This is a genomic window from Spirillospora sp. NPDC048911 (assembly GCF_043198015.1).
Classification (GTDB): domain Bacteria; phylum Actinomycetota; class Actinomycetes; order Streptosporangiales; family Streptosporangiaceae; genus Spirillospora.
The window spans coordinates 1-21519 of record NZ_JBICUD010000017.1 but is presented as its reverse complement, the minus strand read 5'-3'; the positions used below and the strand labels follow the sequence as shown (position 1 = coordinate 21519).

The following is a 21519-nucleotide window of genomic DNA, read 5'->3' as shown; positions in this document are numbered from 1 at the left end:
CCGGTTGCTGACCTGGGAGGATGAGACTCCGTTGACGGGTCGGCCGCATTTTGATCCACTCCACTCGTTCCTTTGGATGAGGGGGATTCCGACCTGATGAGGACTTCACCCGCCTCGCCGGATGCCTAGCGTGTTGAGCAGGCACAACGAGCAGGCGTGACGAGAAGAGCGTGACAGGCGGGGCCGCGGCCGCGGCCGCGGCCGCGCGGAGTCTGACATAGGGCGGCGTCGAGGCCGCACAGTGTGGGGGAAGCATGGGGGAGAGCCGAGTGGGGGCGAGGGAATGAGCGAGACCAGGAAGCCCGGCGGCAGATCGGCGCGGCGGGGCGGCCCGCTGCTGCGGTGCCGCGACAGCGAACTGGAGTCCGCCATGGGGTCCGGGACGGCGGGGGAGCCGCTGCCGGGCCTGCGGGTGACGGTCGTGCGCGAGGACGGCGAGCTGGCGGTCGTGGCGGTCTCGGGGGAGATCGACCTGCACACCGCCGACACGCTGCGCACCGCGCTGCGCGAGCTCGACGCGGCCGGACGTCATCGGCTGGTCGTCGACTTCTCCGAGGTGACGTTCTGCGACGCCACGGGTCTCGGCGCGCTCGTGGTCGCGCACAACCGCGCCGCCGAGCAGGGCGGAGCGGTCCGGCTCGCCGGGCTGCGTCCAGCTCAGCGGCGGCTGCTGCACATCTCCGGTCTGCACCGCGTCCTCACCCTGCACGGGAGTGTCGCGGACGCGGTCGCGCAGGTGGGCCCGTCCGCCACAAAAGCCTTCCCCTAGGGAGTTTTCCGGGTCCCGTAAGGTGGCCGAGTCCGGATAGAGTCTCTTCCTGACAGGCCGCGTTCTGACCGGTGTTGTGGAGGGCGTCGTGGGTGGAGAAGGCTCCCCGCACGTGCCTCCACGTGTGCCGTCCGGCACCGGCGACCTCGCCGGCGGCGACCGGCTGGCCACGGGTGACGGGGCGGACGACCAGGTGGACGATTGGGCCGACGATCTGGCCGACGGCCTGCTCGTCGCCGGCCGTGACGGACGAGTGACCATCTTCAACGCGGCCGCCGCGCGGATGACCGGGATCGCCGCGGACGCGGCCATCGGCCGTGACTTCCGCGACGTGCTCCCGCTGCACGACGCCGAGGGCCGCGACTGGTGGAAGTGCCTGGCTCCCTACGAGGGCCTGGCGACCCGCACCCGCCATCCCGAGCGCTCGCTCTTCCTCCCCGACGACACCGAGCTGCTGGTCACCGCCGGATACCGGCGCGACCCGGGCGGCGCCGTCGAACGCTTCACGATCTCCCTCCGCGACGCCGCCCACCGCGCCCGCCAGGAACGCGACCGCGCCGACCTGGTCTCGACCGTCGCGCACGAGCTGCGCTCCCCGCTCACCAGCGTCAAGGGCTTCACCGCCACGCTGCTGGCCAAGTGGCACCGCTTCAACGACGACCAGAAGCGGGTCATGCTCGAGACCGTCAACGCCGACGCCGACCGCGTCACGCGGCTGATCACCGAGCTGCTGGACGTCTCGCGCATCGAGGCCGGCCGGCTGGAGATGCACCGGCAGGTGGTCGACCTGCCCGGCGAGGTCCGCAAGGTCATCGCGGGCCGGGTCGCGGCCGGCGACTCCGAGGACCGGTTCCGCTTCGACGCCAGGGGCGAGCTGCCGGACATGTGGCTGGACCCCGACAAGATCGACCAGATCCTCGGTAACCTGGTGGAGAACGCGGTGCGTCACGGCGACGGGACCGTCACGATCGTGGTGGAGCCGGACGCGCACAAGGAGGGGGCCGCCGTGTCGGTGCGCGACGAGGGTGCGGGCATCCCGCCCGAGGCCGCCGAGCGCGTCTTCCGGCAGTTCTGGCGCGGTCCCGGCGGCAACCGCCGCGGTGGCACCGGGCTCGGCCTCTACATCGTCAAGGGCCTGGTCGAGGCCCATGGCGGCGCGATCGCCGTCCGCCGCGCCCCGGGCGGCGGCGCCGAGTTCCGATTTACGTTGCCCGCAGGGGCACCGGACCACGCGTCCTGATCGTCGCCGCACCCCGCGGGCTTCACCAGCAGCCAAGCAGCACACCGCCGCGCACTAGACTGCGGGGCGATCCATGCCGAGCCGGAGTTGTCTCACCACCATGTCTGCACCCAACAAGTCCTACGATCCGGTCGAGGTGGCCGCGTTGCAGCCCGAAGCGCTCGACCGGGCCCGTGCCGAGGCGCTGGCGGCCATCGCCGGCGCCGGCGACCTCGACGCCCTGAAGGAAGTCCGCCTGGCGCACGCCGGCGACCGGTCCCCGCTGGCCCTGGCCAACCGGGAGATCGGCGCGCTGCCGCCGCAGGGCCGGGCCGAGGCGGGCAAGCGCATCGGCGCCGCCCGCGGCGCGGTCGCCCAGGCGCTCAAGGCCCGCCAGGCCGAGCTGGAGGAGGAACGCGACCAGCGCGTGCTCGTCGAGGAGACCGTCGACGTCACGCTCCCCTGGGACCGCGCCCCCCGCGGCGCCCGGCACCCGCTGACCACGATCCAGGAGCGGATGGCCGACGTCTTCGTCTCCATGGGCTTCGAGGTCGCCGAGGGCCCCGAGGTCGAGGCGGGCTGGTTCAACTTCGACGCGCTCAACTTCAAGCCCGACCACCCGGCGCGCTCCATGCAGGACACCTTCTTCGTCGAATCCGAAGAATCCGACCTCGTGCTGCGCACGCACACCTCGCCGGTGCAGATCCGCTCGCTGCTGTCGCGCGAGCTGCCGGTGTACGTGGTGGTGCCGGGCCGCACGTTCCGCACCGACGAGCTGGACGCCACCCACAGCCCGGTCTTCCACCAGCTCGAAGGCCTGGTGGTCGACGAGGGCATCACGATGGCCGACCTGCGCGGCGGCATCGACGCGTTCGTCAACGGCATGTTCGGCGCGGGCCTGCAGGTGCGGATGCGCCCGTCCTACTTCCCGTTCACCGAGCCGTCGGCCGAGGTCGACATGCAGTGCTTCGTCTGCCGCGGCGCCTCGGTCGAGCCGGGCGCCGAGCCGTGCCGCACGTGCGGCTCCGAGGGCTGGATCGAGATCGGCGGCTGCGGCATGGTCAACCCGCGCGTGCTGGTCGCCTGCGGCATCGACCCCGACCGCTACAGCGGCTGGGCGTTCGGCCTGGGCGTGGAGCGCACGCTGATGTTCCGGCACGGCGTGGAAGACATGCACGACATGGTGGAGGGCGACGTCCGCTTCACCCTTCCGTTCGGGATGGAGATCTGATGCGGGCCCCGCTTTCGTGGCTGCGGGAGTACGTGGCGCTCCCCGCGGACGTCACCGGCCGCGCCCTGGCGGCCAAGCTGATCGACGCAGGCCTGGAGGTCGAGACCGTCGAGCAGGCGGGCGCCGACCTCGTCGGGCCGCTGGTCATCGGCCAGGTGCTGGCGATCGAGGAGCTCACCGAGTTCAAGAAGCCGATCCGCTACTGCCAGGTCGACGTCGGCCAGGCCAACGGCACCGGCGAGCCGCAGAACATCATCTGCGGCGCGTCCAACTTCGCGGTCGGCGACCGCGTCGTGGTCATCCTGCCCGGCGGCGAGCTGCCCGGCGGCTTCAAGATCGGCGCCCGGAAGACCTACGGCAAGGTGTCCGAGGGCATGATCTGCTCGGTGCGCGAGCTGGGCATCGGCGACGACCACGACGGCATCCTCGTCCTGCCGCCCGGCGGCGAGCCCGTCGGCACCGACGTGATCGGGCTGTTCGGCCTGCGCGACGACGTGCTCGACATCGCCGTCACCCCGGACCGCGGCTACGCGTTGTCGATCCGCGGCATCGCCCGCGAGGCGGCCGTCGCCTACGACGTCCCGTTCAAGGATCCGGCCGACATTGAGCTGCCCGCCGACACCGCCGAGTCCTACCCCGCGAGCATCGCCGACCCCACGGCCTGCGACCGCTTCGTCCTGCGCGAGGTGCGCGGCTTCGACCCGAACGCGCAGACCCCGATGTGGATGCGCGTCCGCCTGTTCCGCGCCGGCATGCGCCCGGTGTCGCTCGCGGTCGACGTCACCAACTACCTGATGCTGGAGCTGGGCCAGCCGCTGCACGCGTTCGACCGCGGCAAGCTCACCGGCCCCGTCGTCGTGCGCCGCGCCGAGGCCGGCGAGACGCTGGAGACGCTCGACCACGTCAAGCGCAAGCTCCACCCCGAGGACATCCTGATCACCGACGAGTCGGGCCCGATCTCGATGGCGGGCTCGATGGGCGGCCTCAACACCGAGATCGACGAGAAGTCGTCCGACATGGTGATCGAGGCCGCGCACTTCGACGCCATCGGCACCGCCCGCATGGTGCGCCGCCACAAGCTGCACAGTGAGGCGTCCTACCGGTTCGAGCGCGGCGTCGACCGCGAGCTGCCGCTGTACGCGTCGTACCGCGCCGCGCGGATGCTCGCCGACCTGGGCGGCGCCGAGATCGCGCCCGGTGTGACGCACGCGCAGGCACCGGTCGAGCCGGTCACCGTCACGATGTGGACCAACCACCCGGACCGCGTGGCAGGCGTGACCTACGGCCGCGACACGGTGATTCACCGCCTGGAGCAGGTCGGCTGCACCGTCGAGGGTGACGACCCCCTCGTCGTCACCCCGCCGTCGTGGCGGCCCGACCTGGTCGACCCCAACGACCTCGCCGAAGAGGTCATACGCCTTGAGGGCTACGAGAACATCCCGGCCCGCGCGCCGCGTCCCGTCGCCGGGCGTGGCCTGACCCCCCAGCAGCGCCTGCGCCGCCGCGTCGGCCGCGCCCTCGCCGGCTCCGGCTACACCGAGGTGCTGAGCTTCCCGTTCGTCGCCGCGAAGGACTGGGACTCACTCCAGCTCCCGGCCGACGACGCCCGCCGCACGGCCCTTCGCCTGGCCAACCCGCTGTCCGAGGACGAGCCGCTGCTGCGCACCACGCTGCTGCCCGGCCTGTTCAAGGCTCTGGTACGCAACGTTGGCCGTGGCTTCGGCGACGCCAGCCTGTACGAGCTCGGCATGGTCTTCCGCCCACGTCCAGACGCCCCGGAAAAGGCACCACGCCTGCCGGTCGACCGTGGCCCGACACCCGAAGAGATCGCCTCGGTCGACGCCGCACTGCCCGACCAGCCGCTGCGCGTCGCGGCCGTCCTTGCGGGCGAACGCGAACCGTCCGGCTGGTGGGGCAAGGGCGGCCCCGCCACCTGGGCCGACGCCATCGAGGCCGCCCGCACGGTGGCCCGCGAAGCAGGCGTCGAGCTCACGGTCAAGGCCGACCAGCACGCGCCCTGGCACCCGGGCCGCTGCGCCGCGCTCTATCTGGGCGAGACCCTCGTCGGGCACGCCGGTGAGCTGCACCCGCGCGTCATCAAGGCGTACGGTCTGCCTTCCCGCACCTGCGCGATGGAGCTGGAGCTCCGCAGGCTAGGCGACCCGGTCAGCCCATCCGCACCGCACGTGTCGTCCTACCCGGTCGCCACCCAGGACGTGGCCCTGACCGTCGACGCGGCCGTCCCCGCCGCCGACGTCGAGGCGGCGCTCCGCGCCGGTGCCGGCGAGTTGCTGGAGTCGATCCGGCTGTTCGACATCTACACCGGCGAGCAGGTCGGCGAGGGCCGCAAGTCCCTGGCCTACACGTTGCGCTTCCGCGCTCCGGACCGCACCCTCACCGCCGAAGAGGCAGGCGCCGCCCGCGACGCCGCGGTAGCCGCAGCCACCACCCGCACCGGCGCCGTTCTCCGAGGCGCCTGACCACCACGCGTCAAGGGGCCTCGCATGCACGTGCGAGGCCCCTTCATGCTCTCCAAGATTATTCCCGCTAACACTACTTGCGTTGCATTTAAGGCGTGGGGTACGGTGTGGGAGTCACATCGTCGCCCGGCTGGGGAGTCCTTTGAAGAACTGAGGTCGCAGACACCGCGCAGGCTGCTCGCCGACCTTCGGTCGGCCCTTTTGCGGCTCGCGCACGCGATCTCAGCGGACCCCATTGTCCGGGCTCTTTTCATGCCCGCACGTCCGTACGCGGTGCCAGACCGCGGTGTCTCCACATGTGCATTGATCACTTCGACGCGCCCTGGAGGAACCGCTCATGTCATTTTCCATCGTTTGCCAGGACGTCTCGTTCGCCTGGCAGGACGGCACCCAGGTGCTGGACGGGCTCGACGCCGCGTTCGGCGCCGGCCGCACCGGGCTGATGGGCGTCAACGGATCCGGTAAGTCCACCCTGCTGAAGCTGATCGCCGGTGAGCTTCGTCCGGCGGCGGGCACGATCAGCGTCGAGGGGGAGATCGGCTACCTGCCGCAGAACCTCCCGCTCGGCACCGCCCGTACCGTCGCCGACCTGCTCGGGATCAGCGAGGCGCGCACCGCGCTGCTCGCCATCGAGCGGGGCGAGGCCACCGAGGAGAACTTCGCCGCGGTGGGGGACGACTGGGACGTCGAGGAACGGGCGCGTGCCGAACTCGACAGGCTCGGCCTGCACGAGCTCGGCCTCGACCGCACCGTGGCCACCCTCTCGGGCGGCGAGACGGTCATGGTCGGGCTGGCCGCGCTGTTCCTGGCACGCCCGGACGTCCTGCTGCTCGACGAGCCGACCAACAACCTCGACCTGGACGCGCGGCGGCGGCTCTATGACGCCGTCACCGCCTGGCCGGGCGTGCTGGTCGTCGTCAGCCACGACCGTGCGCTGCTCGACCTCGTCGACGAGATCGCAGACCTGCGCGATGGTGACATTCGTTACTTCGGCGGCAACCTGACCGAGTACGAGGAGGCGCTCGCCGTCGAGCAGGAGGCGGCCGAACGCATGGTCCGCGTGGCCGAGACGGATGTGCGCAGGCAGAAGCGCGAGCTGGAGGAGGCGCACGTCAAGCTGGCCCGCCGCGTCCGCTACGGCAACAAGATGTACGACATCAAGCGCGAGCCCAGGGCCGTGATGAAGCTGCGCAAGCGCGCGGCGCAGGTCTCGGCGGGCAAGCACCGCATCATGCACGAGGACCGGCTCGCCGGCGCCAAGGAGAAGCTGACCGAGGCCGAGGAGGCGGTGCGCGACGACGCGGAGATCCGGGTCCAGCTGCCCGCCACCGAGGTTCCGGCGGGCCGCACGGTGCTCACCGTCACCGGCCTGACGGCGGCCGATCCCGAGCCGGGAACGATGGACGAGCTCATCGTCCGGGGCCCGGAACGGATCGCGCTGGTCGGCCCGAACGGGGCGGGCAAGACGACGTTCCTGCGCGCCCTGGTCGGCGACCCGGTGACCGAGGGCGTGGCGGTGAAGGCCGGCGTGGACGGCCTGCGGTACCTGCCGCAGCGCCTGGACGTTCTCGACGACGATCTGAGCGTCGTCGACAACGTCCGCACGTTCGCCCCGTCGGCGCCGGTGAACACGATCCGCGCGGGCCTCGCGCGCTTCCTGTTCCGTGGCGCGCGCGCCGACCAGCTCGCGGGCACGTTGTCCGGAGGCGAACGGTTCCGTGCCGTGCTGGCCTCGTTGCTGCTCGCCGAACCCGCCCCGCAGCTCCTGCTGCTGGACGAGCCGACGAACAACCTCGACATGGCCAGCGCCCGCCAGCTCGGCCAGGCCCTGGAGGCCTACCGCGGAGCGCTGGTCGTGGTCAGCCACGACCTGCCGTTCCTGCGGAGCATCGGCATCACGCGCTGGCTCCGCCTGGACCGCGCCACCGGCCTGACCGAGATCGACGAGGAGGTGCTAGGAGAGTGACCGGAACCATCGCAGTGTCGCGGGCAAGCCGCGGAACAGCGTTCCGAAGTGGTCGGTCTTCAAGTCGGCCGTCGCCGGCCTTGCCCCGCGTTCGCGCAGCGCCCGGACGCAGGAGCCGGTGTTGGCGTAGGTGACCTGCTCGTCGCCGGACGCCCCGTGCAACCGTGTCGGGACCTGTGGCCGCCAGTCACAGGTCCCGTCCATGTCCCGCATCGCCCGCAGCACCGTCCCGCTCGGGTGCAGCAGCCGCTGCCGGAACCGCGGCGTCAGCAAGGCATCGAGACTGTCCGGCAGATGGGGGCCGATCTCCTCGAAGTCGCCGCTCCCGTCGAAGAGCTTTTCCACCGTGCCGTCGTACGGAGCCTGGAACACCTCGGAGGGGGAGTCGTACAACCCGTACAGGCGGTGCCACGTCACCATGAGGTACGCGGTGTAGAACACCGACGTCTTCGCGTTGAGCGTGGTGCCGGGCCGGAACGACTCGGGAATCTGGGCGCGGCGGACGTCGTACGGACCGCTGACGGGTGCGAGCGCGCCGAGCCGGAGATACCGATCCGCGCCGCGTTGCAGTTCGCGGCCGAGCGCCATCGCCGCCTGGCCGCCCTGCGAGAAGCCGGTCACGAACACCTCGCGCCGCAGGCGCCGCCCGTGCGACTCGGCCACCGCGCGGGCCGCGCGCAGCATGTCGAGCGAGGCGCTCGCCTCGGACGCGGCGTGGCCGTAGGGGTGGAAGCCGGGCCCGAGCCCCAGGCCGAGATAGTCGGGCGCGACGCCCGCATACCCGGCGCCCGCGTAGTAGACGGCGGCGACCCTGCTCTGGCCGTCGCCGGCGACCGACCCGGCGATGTTCTTCGCGGCATGGGTGCCGTGCGTGAAGCTGACCGCCCGAAGCGGGCTCTTCGTTTTACGGCTGGGCAGGGACACGACCCCGCTGGCAGTCGTCGCACGTCCGCGAGCGGAAATGGTCCGGTAGACGACGCGATAGGTGTCGACGCCATTGACCGGCTTGGGGGAGGCGAAGTCGGGATGGAAATCGGCCAGATAGTCGCGCACCTGCTCCGGCGACATGTGCGCCACCCGCACTGCCGAGACGACGGTCCCGCGCTCACCGGTGGGCGTATCCGCCACGCCCGATTCCGCCACGGCTGATTCCGCGACTGTCGTTGTGGCGGCGAGTGCGAGCGCAGCGCACGCGATCCTCGCTGAAAGAGTTGTCATGGCCGGAACGCTAAGTTCGCGGCACACCCTCACTCCATGGGCCCAGAACCCCTAGCGGGGTGTACCTGACAACACCCCCTTGCGAAAGCGCTCTGAAAATGCGGTGATCTAAGGGATTAGTCGCCGCTGCTGTCGGGCATCTCGCGGACGTGCGAATTGGGCGGTAAACCCAGGGGCCTGGGGGCGGCAAAACCCTGGGCCCCGGCTTGGTGGGGTCAGGTGAGGACGCGTTTGGTGAACGTGCGGGTCGCGAACCAGGTGATGGCCGCCGTGCCGCCCAGGAGGGGGATCAGGAAGGCCCAGACCGGCATGTGCCCCACCTCTGGCGTGAGCGCCGACCGCAGGCCCTCGCTCAGGTAGACGAGCGGGTTGAAGAGGCTGGCGATCTGCAGCCAGCGGACGTCGTCCAGGGCCGACCAGGGGTAGTAGACGCAGCCGAGCATCGTGATCGGCATGAGGATCACGGCGAAGAGGACCTGGGCCTTCTGCGGGTTGATCAGGGTGCCGAGCAGCAGGCCGCCGGCCGCCGACAGCCACGCGCCGGTGATCATGACGAGCAGGAAGAGCGGCCAGTTCGCGATGTGCACGTCGGGGGCCTGGCCCTCGGCGTGGATGAAGAGGACGGCGGGGAAGACCAGCAGGCCGCCGAGCAGGCCCTGCAGGGCGGCGGCCGTGATCTTCTGGACGGCCAGCAGCGGGACGGGCAGGGGCGCCAGGGCGCGGTCGGTGATGGACCGCTGCCAGGTCAGCTCCAGGTTCTCGAAGGCGGTGAGGTCGTTGTCGAGGGTGTTGCCCTGCGACACCATCCCGATGCGCCGCTTGACCTCGACCGACTGCTCGGTGACGTCGAAGCCGCACACGTGCGCGCTGCCCGCCGTCGGCACCACCAGCGTGGTGAGCATGCCGATGGTGGTCGACTTGCCCGCGCCGTTGGGGCCGAGCAGGCCGAAGAACTCGCCCTGCCGCACGTCGAGGTCGATGCCGCGCACCGCGGGCACGTCGCCGCGCGGGCCCTTGTAGGTCTTGTGGAGGTCCACCGCGCTGATGGCGGTCTCCACGCGCGGCTCGGCCGCGGGTGCGCCGGTCGCGGACGGGCCGGTCGCGGGTGAGCTGGTCACAGGTGGGTCTGTCGCGGGTGGATCAGTCACGGGTGGCTCGGTCACGCGCCGTCTCCTTGTGGGGGTCCGCCGGGGGATCTCCGGGCCTGTCCGGGTACTCCTCGAACCGTTCGATCAGGCGGAGCAGGAACCTGCGGACGACCGGCTCGTCCTCCTCGTCGACCACGTCGTACAGGCTCCAGATGTCGTCCCCCATGGCGTCGCCGGTCTCGGAGACCACGGCGAGGCCGGAGGGGTTGATGTGGACGCGCAGCGCGCGGCGGTCGCGCTCGTCGCGCCGCCGCTCGACGTGCCCGTTGCGTTCCAGCGTGTCGACCACGGTCGTGACCGTGGCGGGGGAGATGAGCAGGCGCCTGGCCAGCTCGCCGGGACGCAGGCCGTCTTCGGTCACGAGCGCCCGCAGCACGAAGAACCCCGCGGGGCTCGTCCGGTGCTGCCGCCACATCACCGTGCCCGCCAGCCGCGAGGCGGCGGCGAAGAGGCGGCCGATGGGCCACTCCTCCATGGGGCCCAGCTTGTCGAGGTCGTCGACACCCGGCCTGTTCGCGTCCACGAGCCCATTCTTAGGCGACAAATATTTAGGTGTCAAACCTTTCGGGGGCTAAATATCAGCCTTGGTATGATTCCGCGGGTCTCGCCTGAGCGAGAACACCAGGCCCCGCCGATTGAATACTCATCCATAGTCATGCATACTCTTGCTCTATCCCTCTGGAAGGACTTGAGCTGACATGGGAATCAGGGCGGCGGTCGCCGGCGCCAGCGGCTACGCGGGCGGCGAGGTGCTGCGCATCCTCGCAGGCCATCCGGGATTCGAGATCGGCGCGCTCACGGCGGGCTCCAACGCCGGCACCGAGCTGGGGGCGCACCAGCCCCACCTGCGCTCCCTGCGCGGCCGCGTGCTGGCGGAGACCACCGCCGAGACGCTCACCGGCCACGACGTCGTCTTCCTCGGCCTTCCGCACGGGCAGTCCGCCGCCATCGCCGGGCAGCTGGGCGGCGACGTCCTGGTCGTCGACTGCGGCGCCGACTTCCGGCTCGCCGACCCGGCTGACTGGGAGCACTTCTACGGCTCGCCGCACGCCGGCACCTGGCCGTACGGGCTGCCGGAGCTGCCGGGCCAGCGCGACGTGCTGCGCACCGCACGGCGCATCGCCGTGCCCGGCTGCTATCCGACCTCTGTGACCTTGGCCATGTTCCCGGCCTTGGCCGCCGACCTCGCCGAGCCCGACGTGGTGGTGGTCGCGGCGTCCGGCACGTCCGGCGCCGGCCGCGCCCTCAAGCCGAACCTGCTGGGCAGCGAGGTGATGGGCTCGGTCGCCGCGTACGGCGTGGGCGGCACCCACCGGCACACCCCGGAGATGATCCAGAACCTCAGCGCCGTCGCGGGCGAGCCGGTCACCGTGTCGTTCACCCCGACGCTGGCGCCGATGAGCCGCGGCATCCTGGCCACCTGCTCGGCCAGGGCGAAGCCCGGCGTCACCGCCGCAGCGCTCCGCGAGGCCTACCAGGACGCCTACACCGGCGAGCCCTTCGTCGGCCTGCTGCCCGAGGGGCAGTGGCCCGCCACCTCCATGACTTTGGGCGCCAACAGCGCCCTCGTCCAGGTCGCCCTCGACGAACGCGCCGGACGCGTCGTCGTGGTCGCCGCCATCGACAACCTCACCAAGGGCACGGCCGGTGGCGCCGTGCAGAGCGCCAACCTGGCCCTCGGCCTCCCCGAAGAACTCGGGCTCACCACGATCGGAGTGGCACCTTGAGCGTCACAGCCCCCCAGGGTTTCCGCGCCGCCGGAGTCGTCGCCGGACTCAAGGACAGCGGGGCCCGCGATCTGGCCCTCGTCGTCAACGACGGGCCGTCCCGCGCGGCCGCGGCGGTCTTCACCCGCAATCGCGTGAAGGCCGCGCCGGTGCTGTGGTCGGAGCAGGTCATCAAGGGCGGCCGCGTGCACGCGGTGGTGCTCAACTCCGGCGGCGCCAACGCCTGCACCGGTCCCGCGGGGTTCCAGGACACGCACGCCACCGCCGAGACGGTCGCCCAGGCCCTCCAGGACTCGGCCGGCGAGATCATGGTCTGCTCGACCGGCCTGATCGGCGAGCGGCTGCCGATGGACAAGCTGCTGCCGGGCGTCGCGGTCGCGGCCGCCGGGCTGTCGCGCACCGACGGCGGGCTCGCCGCCGCCGACGCCATCCGCACCACCGACAGCGTCGCCAAGATCGCGTTCCGGCAGGGCGCGGGCGGCTACATGATCGGTGCGATGGCCAAGGGCGCGGGCATGCTCGCCCCCTCGCTCGCCACGATGCTCGCGGTCGTCACCACCGACGCCGACCTGGACGCCGAGGCGCTCGACCGCGCCCTGCGCTCGGCCACCGCCGTGACGCTCGACCGGCTCGACTCCGACGGCTGCATGTCGACGAACGACACGGTGCTGCTCATGGCCTCCGGCGCCACCGGGGTGACGCCCGAGGAGGCGGAGTTCACCGAGCTCCTCACCGACGTGTGCGCCGACCTGACCCGGCAGTTGCTGGTGGACGCCGAGGGCGCGTCCAAGGCCATCACGATCGAGGTCGTCGGCGCCGCCAGCGACTTCGACGCGGTCATGGTCGGCCGCTCGATCGCCCGCAACAACCTGCTCAAGTGCGCCATCCACGGCGAGGACCCCAACTGGGGCCGGGTGCTGTCGGCCGTCGGCACCACCGAGGCGGTCTTCGACCCCGACGAGGTGAACGTGGCGATCAACGGAGTGTGGGTCTGCCGCAACGGCTCGTTCGGCGACGACCGCGACAAGGTCGACCTGCGTCCGCGCGACGTCACGATCACCGTCGACCTGTCGGCGGGCCCCAACAGCGCGACCGTCTGGACGACCGACCTCACCGCCGACTACGTCCACGAGAACTCGGCGTACTCGACATGACCGCCACCGAGCAGACCAGTGGACAGGCAGGCGGGCAGCCGGGCGAGCAGCTGAGCGCCATCTCCGGCGCCAGGATGCGCAAGAACCGGGCCGGCGTCATGTCCAAGGCCGAGACCCTCATCAAGGCCCTGCCGTGGCTGGAGCGGTTCCACGGCACCACCGTCGTGATCAAGTACGGCGGCCACGCGATGACCGACGAGGAGCTGCGCCACTCGTTCGCCGAGGACGTGGTGTTCCTGCGGTACGCGGGCCTGAGGCCGGTCATCGTGCACGGCGGCGGCCCGCAGATCAACGCGGCGCTCGACCGCAACGGCATCGAGTCGCACTTCACCGCCGGGCTGCGGGTCACCACGCCCGAGGCGATGGAGGTCGTCCGGATGGTGCTCGTCGGCCAGGTCCAGCGGGACGTGGTCGGGCTGATCAACCGGCACGGCGCGTTCGCCGTCGGCATGTCCGGCGAGGACGCCAACCTCTTCACCGCCGAGCGCAAGTTCGCGGTGGTCGACGGCGAGCCGGTCGACATCGGGCAGGTCGGCGAGATCGTCGAGATCCAGGTCGGCGCGGTGCGCGCGATGCTCGACGACGGCCGGATCCCGGTGATCTCCAGCGTCGCCCGCGGCGACGACGGCGAGATCTACAACGTGAACGCCGACACCGCCGCGGCCGCCCTGGCCGTCGCGCTCGACGCCACCAAGCTGGTCGTGCTGACCGACGTCGAGGGGCTCTACGCCGACTGGCCCGCCAGCGACGACGTCATCGACGAGATCTCCACCGACGAGCTGGCGACGTTGCTCCCCGAGCTGTCGGCGGGCATGGTGCCGAAGATGGAGGCCTGCCTGCACGCCGTGCGCGGCGGGGTACCGCAGGCGCACGTCCTGGACGGGCGGGTGCTGCACTCGCTGCTGCTGGAGATCTTCACCGACGAGGGGATCGGCACGATGGTCCTGCCCAGCCCGGGCGGCCCGACCAAGGAAGGGGACCCGGCGTGAGCGCCCAGAACCTGCGGGAACGGTACGAGGCCGCGTTCATGCCCAACTACGGCGTCCCGCCGCTGGCGCTGACGGCCGGGCACGGCTGCGTCGTCTGGGACGCCGACGGCGAGGAGTACCTCGACCTGATCGCCGGGATCGCCGTCAGCTCCCTCGGCCACGCGCACGAGGAGCTCGGTGAGGCGGTGAGCAACCAGGTCATGTCGCTGGCCCACACCTCCAACCTGTTCGTCAACGAGCAGGAGGTGGTGCTGGCCGAGAAGCTGCGCGAGCTGCTCGGCGGCGAGGGCCGGGTCTTCCTGGCCAACAGCGGCACCGAGGCCAACGAGTGCGCCCTCAAGCTGGCGATCAAGTACGGGAAGGCCAACGGGCGGAGCTACTTCGTGGCCGCCGAGAACGGTTTCCACGGCCGTTCGATGGGCGCCCTGTCGCTCACCGGCAAGACGGCGATCCGCGAGCCGTTCGGCCCGTACGCGATCGACGTGCGCTTCGTCCCGTACGGCGACGCCGAGGCGCTGCGCGAGGCCGTCACCGACGAATGCGCGGCGGTCTTCCTGGAGCCGACGCAGGGCGAGGCCGGGGTCGTGCCGCCGCCGGACGGGTACTTCGCCGCCGTCCGGGAGATCTGCGACGCGACCGGCGCGCTCTTCGTCGCCGACGAGATCCAGTCGGCGATCGGCCGGACCGGGGCCTGGTTCGCCCACCAGCACGAGGGCGTCCGCCCCGACATCCTCACCCTCGCCAAGGGCCTGGGCGGCGGGCTGCCCATCGGCGCGTGCGTCGGCTTCGGCCCGTACGGCGAGCTCTTCGCCAAGGGAGACCACGGCAGCACCTTCGGCGGCAACCCGGTCGCCTCCGCCGCCGCGCTGACCGTGCTGTGGACGATCGAGAAGGAGAGCCTTCTCGACAACGTGACGACGGTCGGGACACTCCTCAAGGACGGCATCGCCGCCATCGATCATCCGCTGCTGGCCGGGGTGCGCGGCCGGGGCCTGTGGCTGGCCGCCGTCCTGACCCCGGGTCCCGTACCAGGGGCCGAGCCCGGCGCGGAACTGGCGGTCGGGCCGGCGGTCGAGGCCGCCGCGCGCGAGGCCGGTTTCCTGGTGAACGCGGTCCAGCCGGACGCGATCAGGATCGCTCCGCCCCTCATCCTCACCCCCCGGCAGGCCCAGTCGTTCGTCGACGCCCTCCCGGCGATCCTCGACGCGGCCGCCGACTCCCTGAAGGAGAGCTGACAGCGATGGTCCGGCACTTCCTGCGGGACGACGACCTCACCCCCGCCGAACAGGCCGAGGTGCTGGAGCTGGCCGCCGCCATGAAGCGCGACCGGTTCGCCCGCACGCCCCTCGCGGGTCCGCGCTCGGTGGCGGTGCTCTTCGACAAGCCCTCCACCCGTACGCGCATCTCGTTCGCCGTCGGCATCGCCGAGCTGGGCGGCAACGCGCTGGTGCTGGACGCCGGCACCAGCCAGCTCGGGCGCGGCGAGACGATCGCCGACACCGCCCGCGTCCTGGAACGGCAGGTCAGCGCCATCGTCTGGCGGACCGGCGGCCAGGAGCGCATCGAGGAGATGGCCGCGGGCACCACTGTCCCTGTGGTGAACGCGCTCACCGACGAGTTCCACCCCTGCCAGATCCTGGCGGACCTGCAGACCGTCCAGGAGGCGAAGGGCGCGCTGGCCGGAGTCACGCTCGCCTACTTCGGAGACGGCGCCAACAACATGGCGCACTCCTACCTCCTGGGCTGCGCGACCGCCGGGATGCACGTCCGGATCGCCGCGCCCGAATCCCTGCCGCCCGACCCGGCGATCGTGGCGAAGTCAACCGAGATCGCCGCGTCCACCGGCGGTTCGGTGACCGTGACCGCCGACGCCAAGCAGGCGGCCACCGGCGCGGACGTCCTGGCCACCGACACGTGGGTGTCGATGGGCCAGGAGGGCAAGGGCACCGAGTTGTACGAGCCGTACGCGGTGAACGAGGAGCTCGTCGCGCTCGCCGCCGCCGACGTCTCCGTCCTGCACTGCCTGCCCGCCTACCGCGGCAAGGAGATCGCCGCCTCCGTCCTGGACGGCCCGCACAGCGTGGTCTGGGACGAGGCCGAGAACCGGCTGCACGCGCAGAAGGCCCTGCTGACCTGGCTGCTCGGGAAGGCCTGACATGACCACCCCGATGACCAAGGCCGCCCGCCACGCGAAGGTGATCGAGCTCCTGACCCGCCATCCGGTGCACTCGCAGGGCGAGCTGGCCAAGCTGCTCGCCGACGAGGGCCTGGAGGTCACGCAGGCCACGCTGTCGCGCGACCTGGTCGACATCGGCGCCGTCAAGCTCCGCGCCGACGACGGCAGCCTGATCTACGCGGTGCCCGGCGAGGGCGGCGAACGGATCAGGCTGACCCGCACCGGCGCCACCGAGACGTTCGCCGGCCGGCTCACCCGCCTCGCGGCCGAGCTGCTGGTCTCCGCGGAGGCCTCGGCCAACCTGGTCATCGTCCGCACGCCGCCCGGCGCCGCGCAGTACCTCGCGTCCGCCATCGACCACGCCGAATGGCCGACGATCCTCGGCACCGTCGCGGGCGACGACTCGATCCTGGTCATCTCCCGCGCTCCCGACGGCGGAGCGGAACTGGCGCAGGCCCTCCTCCGCCTGACGTCGGGCCGGGAGCGACGAACCTAGGGGCCACCCGAGCCCCTGACAGGCGCGGCGAAGCGTCGTCGTGCGGCTACGATCTGGCTGAGCACGACAGCGGCAGAAGCGAAACCATCACCAGTGGGAAGAAGAGGATCTCCGTGACCAAGGCACCGACGCGACTGTGGGGCGGCCGGTTCGAAGGCGGCCCGTCGGACGCGCTCGCGCGGCTCTCGGTGAGCGTCCAGTTCGACTGGCGCCTCGCCCCCTACGACCTGATGGGCTCGCGCGCGCACGCCCGCGTGCTCAACCGGGCGGGGCTGCTCACCGACGACGAGCTGGAGCGCATGATCGGTGCTCTGGACGACCTCGAAGAGGCCTGCAAATCGGGCGAGTTCCGGCCCACGGTCGCCGACGAGGACGTGCACACCGCCCTCGAACGCGGCCTGCTGGAGCGTCTCGGCGCCCTCGGCGGCAAGCTGCGCGCGGGCCGCAGCCGCAACGACCAGGTCGCCACCGACCTGCGCCTCTACCTGCGCGACGCCGCCCGCCAGATCGTCTCTCGCGTGGTCGAGCTGGAGACGGCGCTCATCGCCCAGGCCGATCACAACCTCGGCGTCGCCGCCCCCGGCATGACCCACCTGCAGCACGCGCAGCCCGTGCTGTTCTCTCACCAACTCCTGGCACACGTGCAGCCGCTCACCCGCGACGTCGAGCGCTTGCGCGACTGGGACAAGCGCGCCGCCGTCTCCCCGCTGGGCTCGGGCGCCCTGGCGGGCTCGTCGCTGCCGCTCGACCCGCAGGCCACCGCCGCCGAGCTGGGCTTCGACTCGGCCGCCGCCAACTCGATGGACGCGGTCAGCGACCGCGACTTCGTCGCCGAGTTCCTCTTCGCCGCCGCGCTGATCGGCGTGCACCTCTCCCGGCTGGGCGAGGAGATCTGCCTGTGGGCCTCCCAGGAGTTCCGGTGGATCGAGATGGACGACACGTACGCCACCGGGTCGTCGATCATGCCGCAGAAGAAGAACCCCGACGTGGCCGAACTCGCCCGCGGCAAGGCCGGCCGCCTCATCGGGCACCTGGTGGGCCTGCTCACCACGCTCAAGGGCCTGCCGCTCACCTACAATCGCGACCTCCAGGAGGACAAGGAGGGCGCCTTCGACGCCGTCGAGACCCTCCTGCTCGTCCTGCCCGCGATGTCCGGCCTGATCGCGACGATGCGGGTCAACACCGAGCGCCTCGAAGCCCTGGCCCCGCAGGGCTTCGCCCTCGCCACCGACCTCGCCGAACTGCTCGTCCGCCGCGGCGTGGCCTTCCGCGACGCGCACGAGGTGGTCGGCCACCTGGTCGTGTGGTGCCAGGTCAACGACAAGGACATGGACGAGCTGACCGACGACGAGCTGGCGAAGGTGTCCCCGCACCTGACCCCGGACGTCCGCGAGATCCTCAACGTCCCCGGCGCCCTGGCCTCCCGCAAGGCCTACGGAGGCACCGCCCCCGACCGCGTCCGCGAGCAGGCCGAGGCCCTCCGAACCCTGGTCAACGCCCACGCCTCCTGGGCCACAAACGCCGACGCCACGTAACCGCCAGCCCTACACGGACCTGCCCAGCGGGGGATCCGCCAGCGCGGGCAGCGACCAGCGCGGGTTTTGGCCAGCGTGGGCTCTGGCCGACGTGGGCTCTGGCCAACGTGGGCCGTAGTCAGCGCAGGCTTAACAAGCGTGGGCTGTGGTCTGCACGGGGTGTGGTCTGCGTGGACTGTGACCAACGCGGGCTTTGGCCATTGTGGGCTTTACCACCGCTGGTCTGGCCAGCGCGAGCGTTAACAGCGCGGGCATGGCAGGGGGACTTGTCTGACACGCGGGCTTGATGGCGGGGGTCATACGATGGCCGATCGATGTTCCCTGTCGTCGACTATCACGGTGAGGCCATGACCACGGAGCTGCTGCCCAGGGAGTTCTTCGATCGTCCTGTCGAGGAGGTGGCTCCCGCGTTGCTCGGGCAGGTGCTCGCCCACCGGACCGAGGACGGCGAGGTGCTGCTGCGGCTCACCGAGGTCGAGGCGTACGCGGGGCCGCTGGACCCGGCCTCGCACGCCTACCGAGGCCGTACGGATCGGAACGCGGTCATGTTCGGGCCGCCGGGCTACTCGTACGTCTACTTCACCTACGGCATGCACTTCTGCGTGAATCTCGTCTGCGCGGAGGAGGGAACGGCCTCCGCCGTGCTGATCAGGGCCGGTGAGGTGATCTCCGGCGTCGAGCTCGCCGTGTCACGGCGGCCGCGTTCGTCCGCGCGGGATCTGGCGCGTGGCCCCGCGCGGCTCTGCCAGGCGCTGGCCATCGGGCGGGAGCAGTACGGGCTGGACGTGTGCTCCCCGGGCAGCCCGCTGCGGGCGCTGGCCGGGGAGCCCGTCCCTGCCGAGCTGATCAGCACGGGGCCGCGGGTGGGCGTGAACGGTGCGAAGGAGACGCCGTGGCGGTTCTGGATCGAGGGCGACCCCATGGTCTCCCCGTACCGCGCCCACGTCCCCAGGAAGCGGTCCAAAGCGGTCACGCATGAACGCGCCTGACGCGCCGCCGCGCCGGAGGCGGCCCTGGGCCCTCGGTGCGATGGGTCTGATCATCGGGATTCTCGGGACCGTGGCGGTGGTCTGGGCGGACGGCGAGCTGCGCGACACGAAGGTGATCAGTCGGGTCCAGCAGCCGGTCTCGGTCAGGTATCCGGACGGATCGATCCACCATGCGGGCGTCGTGCGCGTCCGCAGCCGGGTGTTCGGCAGGCACCGGCCGTACGAGGTGGTGATCGGACGTGATCCGGGCCTCTCGTACGGGCACAGCGTCACGTTCGAGGCGACGGGGGAGGACGCGCCCCGCATCACTGGCGCCGAATGGCGGCAGGACGGGGTTCGGATCACGCTCGACTCGGGACACGACCTCTTCGTCCCGGCCCGAAAGTTCCTGGGCGGCCGCTGAATACCGTTACCGTGATCAGCGGCTCATCGGGCACCCTGGTGAGAGACCGACGGCAAGGCGGAGACGAGGGAGAACGTGACCGACATCATCGATGATCTCGCGTGGCGCGATCTGATCGCGCAGTCCACTGATCTGGGCGAACTGCGGGCATTGCTCGCCGCGGGGCCGGTCACGCTCTATTGCGGGTTCGACCCGACGGCGCCCTCGCTGCATCTGGGCAACCTCATCCAGATCCTGACCCTGCGGCGCTTCCAGCTGGCCGGCCACCGGCCGATCGGGCTGGTCGGCGGCGCCACCGGCCTGATCGGCGACCCGAGCGGCAAGAGCGCCGAGCGGGTGCTCAACTCCGAGGAGACCGTCGCCGGGTGGGTCGAGCGGATCCGCGGCCAGGTGTCGAAGTACCTCGACTTCGGGGACGGTCCGACCGGCGCGCTGATGGTCAGCAACCTGGACTGGACCGGCCCGATGTCGGTGATCGAGTTCCTGCGCGACATCGGCAAGCACTTCCCGGTCAACAAGATGCTCGCGCGGGAGACGGTTAAGTCCCGCCTCGACACCACCGGTATGAGCTACACCGAGTTCAGCTACGTCCTGATGCAGTCGATGGACTTCCTGGAGCTCTACCGGCGGTACGGCTGCCGGCTGCAGACCGGCGGCAGCGACCAGTGGGGCAACCTCACCGGCGGCGTCGACCTCATCCGGCGAGCCGAAGGCGGCACGGCGCACGCGCTGACGACGCCGCTGCTCACCAAGGCCGACGGCACGAAGTTCGGCAAGACGGCCGGTGGCGAGACCTACTGGCTCGACCCCGAGCTGACCTCGCCCTACGCGTTCTACCAGTTCTGGTTCAACGCCGACGACCGGGACGTGGAGAACTACCTCAAGGTCTTCAGCTTCCGGTCCCGCGAGGAGATCGAGGCGCTGCTGAAGGAAGGCGTCGAACGGCCCGCGGCCCGCGCGCCGCAGCGTGCGCTGGCCGAGGAGCTCACCACCCTCGTTCACGGGGCGGACGAGACCGAACGTGTGATCGCCGCGTCGCGAGCCCTGTTCGGGCAGGGATCGCTGGAGGAGCTCGACGAGCGCACGCTGGGCGCCGCGCTCTCTGAGGTGCCGCGTACGGAGGTCTCGCCCGGAGAGCTGCCGACCGTGGCGGACCTGCTGGTGGCCAGCGGGCTGTGCAAGAGCAAGTCCGAGGCCCGCCGCACGATCGCCCAGGGGGGCGCGTACCTCAACAACGCCAAGGTAGAGGCCGAAGATGCGGCCCCGGCGGTCGGTGACCTCCTGCACGGGCGCTTCTTGGTCTTGCGCCGAGGCAAGCGCAACGTGGGCGGCGTCGAAGTGACGCGCTCGTAGTACCTCGACGAAGACGGGCCGGTCCGAGATGTCGGACCGGCCCGTTTGGTCGTCTCCAGGGCGCTGCCGGCCGCCGTGCGGATCGGTCCGCGGTCTTGCCGCTGTGTTCGCCCGCGCCAGTCAGCCCGTGGGGGAGCAGGCTCCTTCGGCCTGGCGTCGACTCGCCTGCGTGTCGCCTGCGTGGGTGTCTGGCCGCCGACCGCATTCGCTCCACGGCGAAGTGCGCGTGCGCGTCCCATGGACGAGGAAAACTTGAGTAGAGCTGGATCACAATGAGGTCGCGGTGGGCGGTGCGAAACGCCTGGGCCACCGGCCAATGCGCCGATGAGCAGGCAAAACGACGCGCGAGAAGCGGTCCCGCGCCGATTTGACGTTGCTGACGCACCGACCTAATCTCATACCTGCCCCACGGGGGAGCGGGACGCCGAAAGGTGGCCGGCCCTGGGGGAACCTCCTCGAACTTCAAGGTCGTAGCACTGCTGCGCTCTCGAATCGGGCGAGAAGGGCCCAAAGAGACCGAAAGTTTGACAAACAGGTCGAATCGGGTAAGCTTGAAGGGTTGCCCCGGAGTCGGGCGCCGCGGATGCGGTGGTCTGGCGCGGTGGGTGTCCGTTTCTTGAGAACTCAACAGCGTGTTAAAAGCCAGTGCCTTTATCGGTCAGGCAG

The 21519-nt window shown here is 71.1% G+C and carries 18 protein-coding genes; 15 read left to right on the top strand and 3 right to left on the bottom strand.

Going from position 1 to position 21519, the window contains the following annotated elements; all coding sequences use genetic code 11:
* The first annotated feature begins 283 nt into the window (after nucleotides 1-283).
* The 5 genes from ACGFNU_RS48165 (at nucleotide 284) to ACGFNU_RS48145 (ending at nucleotide 7665) form a co-directional block, all read left to right on the top strand.
* A complete protein-coding gene (locus tag ACGFNU_RS48165) occupies nucleotides 284-769 on the top strand; it encodes an STAS domain-containing protein (protein WP_392603482.1) in 486 nt (161 codons plus the stop codon).
* A gap of 163 nt (nucleotides 770-932) precedes the next feature.
* Nucleotides 933-2009 carry an ATP-binding protein gene (locus ACGFNU_RS48160; protein WP_392603631.1) on the top strand — a complete coding sequence of 359 codons (1077 nt, stop codon included), beginning with the start codon at nucleotides 933-935 and terminating at the stop codon, nucleotides 2007-2009.
* A gap of 100 nt (nucleotides 2010-2109) precedes the next feature.
* Nucleotides 2110-3219, top strand: a complete 1110-nt coding sequence (gene pheS / locus ACGFNU_RS48155; protein ID WP_392603481.1) for a phenylalanine--tRNA ligase subunit alpha — start codon at nucleotides 2110-2112, stop codon at nucleotides 3217-3219.
* Nucleotides 3219-5699, top strand: a complete 2481-nt coding sequence (gene pheT / locus ACGFNU_RS48150) for a phenylalanine--tRNA ligase subunit beta (protein WP_392603480.1) — start codon at nucleotides 3219-3221, stop codon at nucleotides 5697-5699. The genes pheS and pheT overlap by 1 nt, the downstream gene beginning before the upstream one ends.
* A gap of 337 nt (nucleotides 5700-6036) precedes the next feature.
* A complete protein-coding gene (locus tag ACGFNU_RS48145; RefSeq protein WP_392603479.1) occupies nucleotides 6037-7665 on the top strand; it encodes an ABC-F family ATP-binding cassette domain-containing protein in 1629 nt (542 codons plus the stop codon).
* Here ACGFNU_RS48145 and ACGFNU_RS48140 read toward each other — a convergent pair.
* The 3 genes from ACGFNU_RS48140 to ACGFNU_RS48130 all read right to left on the bottom strand — a co-directional run bounded on the left by ACGFNU_RS48140 (nucleotide 7654) and on the right by ACGFNU_RS48130 (nucleotide 10554).
* A complete protein-coding gene (locus tag ACGFNU_RS48140) occupies nucleotides 7654-8793 on the bottom strand; it encodes an alpha/beta hydrolase family protein (RefSeq protein WP_392603478.1) in 1140 nt (379 codons plus the stop codon). The genes ACGFNU_RS48145 and ACGFNU_RS48140 overlap by 12 nt on opposite strands.
* 305 nt (nucleotides 8794-9098) lie before the next feature.
* The gene (locus tag ACGFNU_RS48135) at nucleotides 9099-10001 is read right to left on the bottom strand and encodes an ATP-binding cassette domain-containing protein (protein WP_392603477.1); all 903 of its coding nucleotides are present in this window, start codon (nucleotides 9999-10001) and stop codon (nucleotides 9099-9101) included.
* 22 nt (nucleotides 10002-10023) lie between these two features.
* Nucleotides 10024-10554 (bottom strand): MarR family winged helix-turn-helix transcriptional regulator, encoded by a 531-nt coding sequence (locus ACGFNU_RS48130; protein ID WP_392603476.1) that lies wholly within the window; start codon nucleotides 10552-10554, stop codon nucleotides 10024-10026.
* A 175-nt stretch (nucleotides 10555-10729) separates the two neighbouring features.
* Between ACGFNU_RS48130 and argC the strand changes: the two genes are divergently transcribed.
* The 10 genes from argC to tyrS all read left to right on the top strand — a co-directional run bounded on the left by argC (nucleotide 10730) and on the right by tyrS (nucleotide 20853).
* Nucleotides 10730-11758 (top strand): N-acetyl-gamma-glutamyl-phosphate reductase, encoded by a 1029-nt coding sequence (gene argC / locus ACGFNU_RS48125; protein ID WP_392603475.1) that lies wholly within the window; start codon nucleotides 10730-10732, stop codon nucleotides 11756-11758.
* Nucleotides 11755-12912 (top strand): bifunctional glutamate N-acetyltransferase/amino-acid acetyltransferase ArgJ, encoded by a 1158-nt coding sequence (gene argJ, locus ACGFNU_RS48120; protein ID WP_392603474.1) that lies wholly within the window; start codon nucleotides 11755-11757, stop codon nucleotides 12910-12912. The genes argC and argJ overlap by 4 nt, the downstream gene beginning before the upstream one ends.
* Nucleotides 12913-12986: 74 nt before the next feature.
* Entirely contained in the window at nucleotides 12987-13901 is a 915-nt protein-coding gene (gene argB, locus ACGFNU_RS48115; protein ID WP_392603630.1) for an acetylglutamate kinase, read from the top strand.
* Nucleotides 13898-15136, top strand: a complete 1239-nt coding sequence (locus ACGFNU_RS48110) for an acetylornithine transaminase (RefSeq protein ID WP_392603473.1) — start codon at nucleotides 13898-13900, stop codon at nucleotides 15134-15136. Before argB ends, ACGFNU_RS48110 begins: the two co-directional genes overlap by 4 nt.
* A 5-nt stretch (nucleotides 15137-15141) precedes the next feature.
* A complete protein-coding gene (argF, locus tag ACGFNU_RS48105; protein WP_392603472.1) occupies nucleotides 15142-16056 on the top strand; it encodes an ornithine carbamoyltransferase in 915 nt (304 codons plus the stop codon).
* A 1-nt stretch (nucleotide 16057) separates the two neighbouring features.
* The gene (locus tag ACGFNU_RS48100) at nucleotides 16058-16573 is read left to right on the top strand and encodes an arginine repressor (protein WP_392603471.1); all 516 of its coding nucleotides are present in this window, start codon (nucleotides 16058-16060) and stop codon (nucleotides 16571-16573) included.
* Between the two features lie 113 nt (nucleotides 16574-16686).
* Entirely contained in the window at nucleotides 16687-18108 is a 1422-nt protein-coding gene (gene argH, locus ACGFNU_RS48095; RefSeq protein WP_392603470.1) for an argininosuccinate lyase, read from the top strand.
* A 347-nt stretch (nucleotides 18109-18455) separates the two neighbouring features.
* Nucleotides 18456-19097, top strand: a complete 642-nt coding sequence (locus ACGFNU_RS48090; protein WP_392603469.1) for a DNA-3-methyladenine glycosylase — start codon at nucleotides 18456-18458, stop codon at nucleotides 19095-19097.
* Between the two features lie 40 nt (nucleotides 19098-19137).
* Nucleotides 19138-19500 (top strand): hypothetical protein, encoded by a 363-nt coding sequence (locus ACGFNU_RS48085; RefSeq protein ID WP_392603468.1) that lies wholly within the window; start codon nucleotides 19138-19140, stop codon nucleotides 19498-19500.
* Between the two features lie 75 nt (nucleotides 19501-19575).
* Complete coding sequence (tyrS, locus tag ACGFNU_RS48080; protein ID WP_392603467.1) at nucleotides 19576-20853, top strand: tyrosine--tRNA ligase; 1278 nt, start codon at nucleotides 19576-19578, stop codon at nucleotides 20851-20853.
* Nucleotides 20854-21519: the final 666 nt, after the last annotated feature.

What these genes read in the sequence shown, in the direction of transcription:
- ACGFNU_RS48165 (WP_392603482.1), top strand. Translation starts at nt 284, where the DNA reads ATGAGCGAGACCAGGAAGCCCGGCGGCAGATCGGCGCGGCGGGGCGGC.
- ACGFNU_RS48100 (WP_392603471.1), top strand. Translation starts at nt 16,058, where the DNA reads ATGACCACCCCGATGACCAAGGCCGCCCGCCACGCGAAGGTGATCGAG.
- pheS (WP_392603481.1), top strand. Translation starts at nt 2,110, where the DNA reads ATGTCTGCACCCAACAAGTCCTACGATCCGGTCGAGGTGGCCGCGTTG.
- argB (WP_392603630.1), top strand. Translation starts at nt 12,987, where the DNA reads ATGCGCAAGAACCGGGCCGGCGTCATGTCCAAGGCCGAGACCCTCATC.
- ACGFNU_RS48090 (WP_392603469.1), top strand. Translation starts at nt 18,456, where the DNA reads ATGACCACGGAGCTGCTGCCCAGGGAGTTCTTCGATCGTCCTGTCGAG.
- argF (WP_392603472.1), top strand. Translation starts at nt 15,142, where the DNA reads ATGGTCCGGCACTTCCTGCGGGACGACGACCTCACCCCCGCCGAACAG.
- ACGFNU_RS48145 (WP_392603479.1), top strand. Translation starts at nt 6,037, where the DNA reads ATGTCATTTTCCATCGTTTGCCAGGACGTCTCGTTCGCCTGGCAGGAC.
- ACGFNU_RS48085 (WP_392603468.1), top strand. Translation starts at nt 19,138, where the DNA reads ATGGGTCTGATCATCGGGATTCTCGGGACCGTGGCGGTGGTCTGGGCG.
- pheT (WP_392603480.1), top strand. Translation starts at nt 3,219, where the DNA reads ATGCGGGCCCCGCTTTCGTGGCTGCGGGAGTACGTGGCGCTCCCCGCG.
- argC (WP_392603475.1), top strand. Translation starts at nt 10,730, where the DNA reads ATGGGAATCAGGGCGGCGGTCGCCGGCGCCAGCGGCTACGCGGGCGGC.